Annotated in this window: 4 protein-coding genes and 1 pseudogene; 1 reads left to right on the top strand and 4 read right to left on the bottom strand. The window is 63.1% G+C overall.

Annotation, left to right across the window (positions count from 1 at the left end; translation table 11 throughout):
* Nucleotides 1-426: 426 nt before the first annotated feature.
* A complete protein-coding gene (locus tag ACN675_RS27240) occupies nucleotides 427-1,059 on the top strand; it encodes a TetR/AcrR family transcriptional regulator (protein ID WP_420753785.1) in 633 nt (210 codons plus the stop codon).
* Between the two features lie 80 nt (nucleotides 1,060-1,139).
* On the opposite strand, the gene ACN675_RS27235 is transcribed toward ACN675_RS27240, so the two are convergent.
* The 4 genes and pseudogenes from ACN675_RS27235 to ACN675_RS27220 form a co-directional block, all read right to left on the bottom strand.
* Nucleotides 1,140-2,684, bottom strand: coding sequence for an AMP-binding protein (locus tag ACN675_RS27235; protein ID WP_420753784.1), 1,545 nt, complete (start codon nucleotides 2,682-2,684; stop codon nucleotides 1,140-1,142).
* A gap of 29 nt (nucleotides 2,685-2,713) precedes the next feature.
* Complete coding sequence (locus tag ACN675_RS27230) at nucleotides 2,714-3,916, bottom strand: saccharopine dehydrogenase family protein (RefSeq protein ID WP_420753783.1); 1,203 nt, start codon at nucleotides 3,914-3,916, stop codon at nucleotides 2,714-2,716.
* A 60-nt stretch (nucleotides 3,917-3,976) separates the two neighbouring features.
* Nucleotides 3,977-5,449 (bottom strand): N,N-dimethylformamidase beta subunit family domain-containing protein, encoded by a 1,473-nt coding sequence (locus ACN675_RS27225; protein WP_420753782.1) that lies wholly within the window; start codon nucleotides 5,447-5,449, stop codon nucleotides 3,977-3,979.
* A 195-nt stretch (nucleotides 5,450-5,644) separates the two neighbouring features.
* Nucleotides 5,645-5,896: pseudogene (locus tag ACN675_RS27220) on the bottom strand (hypothetical protein); the annotation flags it as partial.

The raw sequence follows: 5,896 nt of genomic DNA, 5'->3' as shown, positions 1-5,896 counted from the left end.
GGCAACCGCCGGCGCGGTGGTGCACGCCCCGCTCCGCCCGAGGAGGCGGCGCTGGCCCGGGCGATGCACGTCGATGCGGCCTCGCGGCTCGAATCGCCGCAGACCACCGCCTCAGGTGATCGGGCCGATTGACGATTCGCTCTCATCTTCGTAAACGTGGTAGCCAGGACACCGGTCACAATCTCCGTGTGCTTTCGTTCGCGAGCGACTGGTTGCTGGGCACGCTCGCGCCGACGCACCGGGTCCGGGGAAGGTCCGGTCGCCGCGAGACAGGACCGGCGATGCTGATTCTCATGACGCACACGCTGTTGTTACGGACACGACGATGCCACGAGGGAGGGCGCCCCCGGATCGCTCCTACAATCTCGGCAGAGTTCTCCGGCCGATGGCTTGTGCACACCTTGACAAGTGGAAGAAGAGGGAAGATTGAGCAACAGCAAGCCGGACACAAGAACCACGGCTTTAGCGGTCGCCAAGCGACTGTTCGTCGAACGGGGTTACTCCAAGACGAGTCTGACCGCGATCGCGGAAGAGATCGGCATCTCGGCTCCGTCGTTGTACTGGCATTTCAAATCCAAAGAGGAGATTCTGTTTTCCCTCATCGAGCAGGACCTCGACAGGTTTATTTCGATGATCACCGAGAACGTTCGTGACCTTTCGCCTGCCGACCGAGTCGAGACGATGGCCAGGCGGTACATCTTGATTCAGCTCGACCGACGACCGGACTCGCCCTCGGCCGTGATGGACGGTGACGCCGGGGCCTCGGAAGCGCTGTCCCACAGACGGATGTTGCAGATCGCCGAGCTCGACCACGTGTTGACCGATGATCATGCTCATCGGATCCGGAGCATGCAAAGCACGGTGTACCACCTGTTCCGGGCCGCGCTGGAGGAGGGAGCGGCATCGGGTGTGTTCAGCGTGGTGGACGCGAGCACAGTTGCATTCGCCATCATCTCACTCTGCGAGAACGTGCAGTCCTGGGCAAAACCTGGCGGCAGACTCGGTCCGGATGAGATCTGCGACCAATACACCATTCTGATTCGTAAGATGATCTTGTGATGTCGGGATCATCCGTGTATCGGCTGCACCATCCCAGCCGGACCGGTTGCCTCGAGGAGTGCGAAGCGGCGATTGTCCGGTCAGGGGCGGCCGGCAGTCCAATGCCGCAGGAGCGTGGACTCGGTCTCCAGGTCGCCGTCCAGCCTACGTAACGCCTCACGTTTGATCTTGCTTGTCTCGGTTCGTGGCAGGGCGTCTACGACCTGCACATACCGCGGGACCATGAACTTTGCCATCCGCTGTCGGCTCCACTGGAAAAGGCCCGACAGATCGGTACCGTCCGCGACGACAACCACCGCCTTTATGTCGTGTTCTCCGAGCTCCGACGGAATGCCCACCACCCCGACCTCGACGATTCCGGGGTAGGCAAGGAGGACGGACTCGACCTCTTGCGGCGAGACGTTCTCTCCACGGACGCGGATGAAGTCGGCCATCCGCTCGGCGAAGTAGATGCGGCCATCGGAATCCATCCGCCCCAGGTCTCCGGTCTGGAACCACCCATCGCGCCACGATCGCGCCGTACGGTCGGGGTCGTCAAGATACCCGGACATCATGACATGGGGCTTCAGAGGTCTGAACACGATTTGTCCTAGTTCCCCGAACGGGAGCTCGTCGCCGTTTCGGTCGTGGATCCGAACCTCGAAATCGGATGTGGCACGGCCACAGCTGCCATCCGGAAGGTCGTCATCCAGGCTGGGCGCGGTGATCGGTTCGGCCTCCGACATACCATAGGCGTCAACCATGCGAACGCCGAAGCGCCGTTCGAAGTTCGCTCGCAAACTTGCCGGAATATGGCCTGCGATACCCATCCTGAGATGGTGGTTCAGATCGTCCGGGGTCGGCTCCGCCGCGTACAGCAGTTCCAGGATGCTCACGAAACCGCCGAAGATCGTGGCTTGGCATGCTCTGATCTGATCCCAGAACTGAGACAGTGAGAACCCTTCGAACATCGCCACCGATGCCCCCGCGCGGATCGCGATCCCGAACACGTCCATTTGGGCGGCGATGTGAAAATACGGCGCCCAGCTGTGAAAGACATCGTGCTCGGTTACCTTCCACGATTCCATCAGTCTCGCCGTTCCTGCGTCGAACATCCCGTGCGGTACCACCACCGCCTTCGACCGGCCCGTAGTACCCGAGCTGAAGAGGATGCTCGCTGGCGAACCTGGGTCCGGATCGACGACCTCGCGGGCGGGCTCGAGCGAGATGTTGCGCAGGTGCTCCCAGAAAGACGGAGCCCCCTTCTCGGATTGATCGGTCAACAGCGTTGCACCGTGTTCACCTACGGCGCCGGCTTCGTAGAGCCGGGCCAATCCTGCGCGGTCGGTGACCACGACGGAGGATCCAATGCGGTCGAGCATGTCGGCGAGGACATCCCCTCGCTGGCCGTTGTTCAACGTGACCGGCACGAGCCCGACCGCTTGACACCCCAGCCAGGCGTAGACCGCTTCCGGACAGTTTCCCAGGTACAGGACGATCCGGCCGTTGCCCGAGGTGGTTTCGTCGAGGTTCTTCAGTGCGCGCCCCGCACGGAACATCATCTCGACCGCGTCCCTGTACACCGTGCTCTCGCCACGCCAGGTGAGGAACGGACGCTCCGGAAATCGTTCGGCACTGCGCACCATCAGTGCAGGAAGACCCACAGGGCAAGTCATCAGAACACCTCTTCGGATCGAAGGATCGACAACAGCGGACGGTCATCGCCGGGACAACGGTCCATCGACTTGCCCAGGCGGTCGAAGAACAGGGCCGGCTCGAACGCGGTCTCCGGATACAGCACACCAGGTGCACCGATCTCCCCGTCGGCCAGCATTTGCAGACCGACCGCCAGCGGGATTCCCGTGGAACCGCCCATCATGCCCGGAAGCCTCCCGTTCAGGTAGGTCATGATCGTCTGCTTCCTGCCGGACACACTGCCCGTAGCCAACGCCCACACAGGAGGCAACGGATCCCGGGCGGTGCTGGCATCAGGGCCGCGTGCCTTGTCCAGCTCAGTCGCGGCCTCGGCCAGCGAGGTCGACCCGGATGTGTGCCTGCCGGCCACGGTCCGCAGCGACCGGAACATCCAGTCCGGCCCGCTCATCACGTTCAGAGCGGTCCTCCGGATGGGGAGACTGCGCGCCAGAGTGACTGGTTCGGGATGACCACAGGTGTATACGGAATGACGACCGAAACCAGGAAAGTCGAGGTCGATCCGTGCGAGCGGCGCCGGGTCGGCCCATGCGCCGTTCTCCCAGGTGCGGATGGTGCCGCTCGATTGGAGCAGCCAGTGTGCAAACGCAGCGGACGGGCCGGTGGATGCGTCACGCGCCTCGATCTTTGTGCCCGAGATCTTCCATCCGGTGTACAGTTCATCCACCTCGTCCAGTTCGGCCCCCGCTGCAGCCGCGAGCAGATTGCTCACACCAGGACTTGCCCCCATGCCCTTGACGACCCGAACGCCGGCCTTCCTCGCGGCTGCGGCGGACTCCAGCGCCGCGAGGGTCGATTCCCAGTCGTCATCGATGTCGAGGTAGTCACAGCCGCAGTCGATTGCGGTTCGAAGGATCCGATCCCCGAACACGGCGAACGGGCCGACCGTGTTCAAGACAATGTCGCAGTCTGCGAATACCTGCCGCAGGCGGACCTGGTCGGTGACGTCGAGCTGTTCCGGTCGTGCAGGGCCTCCCACCTCGTCGCAGATTTCCTGGGCTCGTTGGGCGTCGAGGTCGGCGACGACGAGGTCTTTGACAAAGGCGAACCCGGCGGCCATCCGCACCGCCCACCGCCCCATGGCGCCGCCTCCCCCCACCACGACCACCCGACAGTTGCCATGGAGAATCGGTCTGGACGCCGACCTGGAAGGGTTATCGAACATACGAACTCCTCATGTGAAAGGTATCGGTGCGCTGCCGAGCGCTCACCACTCATCGTTCGTTCATGGTGTTGCATCGGCCGATTCTGCGAGAAACTCTCGAAGCACGTTGTGGGTCACTGTCTCGATGTAGTAGTCCTGCTTCATCAATCCACACACCCATTCGCAGGTGGCAGCGGTAAACACCCGACCGGACCCGCGCTCGAAGTACACAACCATCCCGCTGGTGCGTCGGGCGCGGTCCCGTCCGGCGGCGTCGGTCTGCTCCGTGACGTGGGCCCGGAACTGGGCATCTGCATCGCCGAGCATGAAGTCGTCGCGGTACTCGTCCAGTCCGTCCTCGGCGGAGGTCGCCCAGTTCATTGCGAGGATCTGCAGACCCGCCGGCGCACCGTCCGCATGGGTAGGTTCCGGGAGTCCATCCACGAACTGGTATTCGACGCCGTCCATCTCGAATCCGAACACGTTCGACTCGTCTCCGAACATGTCGGCGTATCCGAGCCCCGTGCCCGCAAAGGCCCAATGCCGGGGACGGAACGTGACGAATCCTCGAGCCGCTCGCGGCGCCATGGCTCCGAATCCGGCGTACATCCCTCGAAGTGCGTTGACACCGAACGTCTTTGCGCCGGGGTACCCAACCCACGAATCCTCCCATGCGGTCGTGACGGCGGACCTGTCGAAGGTTCGCAACGGGTCCGCCTCACGCGCGTCGTACTTGTGCGCAATCTGACGCTCTCCACCCTGGTCGAGTCGGATCTGCCACATGAAGTTCCCGGCAAATCGGGCGATGTTGCCGCCGCCGTCGACAAAGGCGTCGACCACTCGGCGCATGTGTTCGGTCCAGTACTCGTCGTGACCGACAAATACGGCACAGCGGTAGCCACCCAATGGATCATCGTCGAAGTGAAGATCGTCTTGGGTGAGCAGATCTACGACATAGCCATGCCGTTCCGCCCAGTGCACGAAGTGCCGCTCGTACGTAGCCCAACCGGTGCTGGCGTAGTACTTGGAAAAGCCATGCATATAGGCCCATTCCGCGGATTCGTAGCGTGGCGGTAGCGGCCGGTCGGGGCGCCGTTCATTGACGATGCGAGGGGCTCCGGGCGGCACCCAGATCTGTCCTCGCGCCCAGGGACGCTGCGTACTGAGTTCCGGCGACCTACCTCGGACGCTGGCGGGATGGATGCCGTAGTAGTGGCTTGCACCGCCCCAGTCGTTGTAGGCAGTCCAGGTCGCCGTGGACAGGACGAGTGCAATCGCCGACTTTCGAGGCGCCACGGGCCGGACCACGAATAGGTGATGTCCGAGTACTTTTCGTGAATCGACACTTCTCAAGGTCACGAGGTATGCGCCCGGATCGGCGTCCCAAGGAATACCGTAGGTGAGGGAAACGTCCCAACCGCATCCGTCACGGTACGCCGCGTCCGGGACAGGCTGGAACCGGGTGTTGACGGTGGTATCCAGGACCTGTCGGTTTCGGCCGTCGTCGATCGTGATGTCGACCTGTACTCGCGGCTCGGTGGAGGAGACGAACATGCTCACCTGGTCGCCGGGACGATAACTCCGCCGATCGGTGTAACACCATGCTCCGGCGGCCCCGTCGGGATCGGGACGCTCCACCCAGATTCTCTTGGCTCCCGGCGAGATTCCGGACACGAACTCGACCTGCTGCTCGCCTCCCGGTCGCCGTCCTCGTGAGATCGCAGACGCGACAGTGTCATCCATGGGTGGTCATCCTTCGATGGTTGTCTTCGGAGTGGCTGCGGCCGGGAGTTCGGATTGCGGGTGGGTTCGCTTCGAGATGGTCCCGGCGATCAGAGTCACCGCTCCGGTAGTCACCGCAGCGACCGCGGCCGGCACCCACGACTCGACGTATCGTGTCGCTGCACTCAAAGCGATGGGCAGCAGTCCTCCCGCCAGCACGGACGAAATCTGATAACACACAGAGATTCCCGTGTACTTCACCTCGGCGGGAAACAGGTC

It is taken from the genome of Rhodococcus sp. O3, from assembly GCF_048897285.1.
In the GTDB taxonomy this organism is placed as follows: domain Bacteria; phylum Actinomycetota; class Actinomycetes; order Mycobacteriales; family Mycobacteriaceae; genus Rhodococcus.
This window is presented reverse-complemented; position numbering and strand designations above follow the sequence as displayed.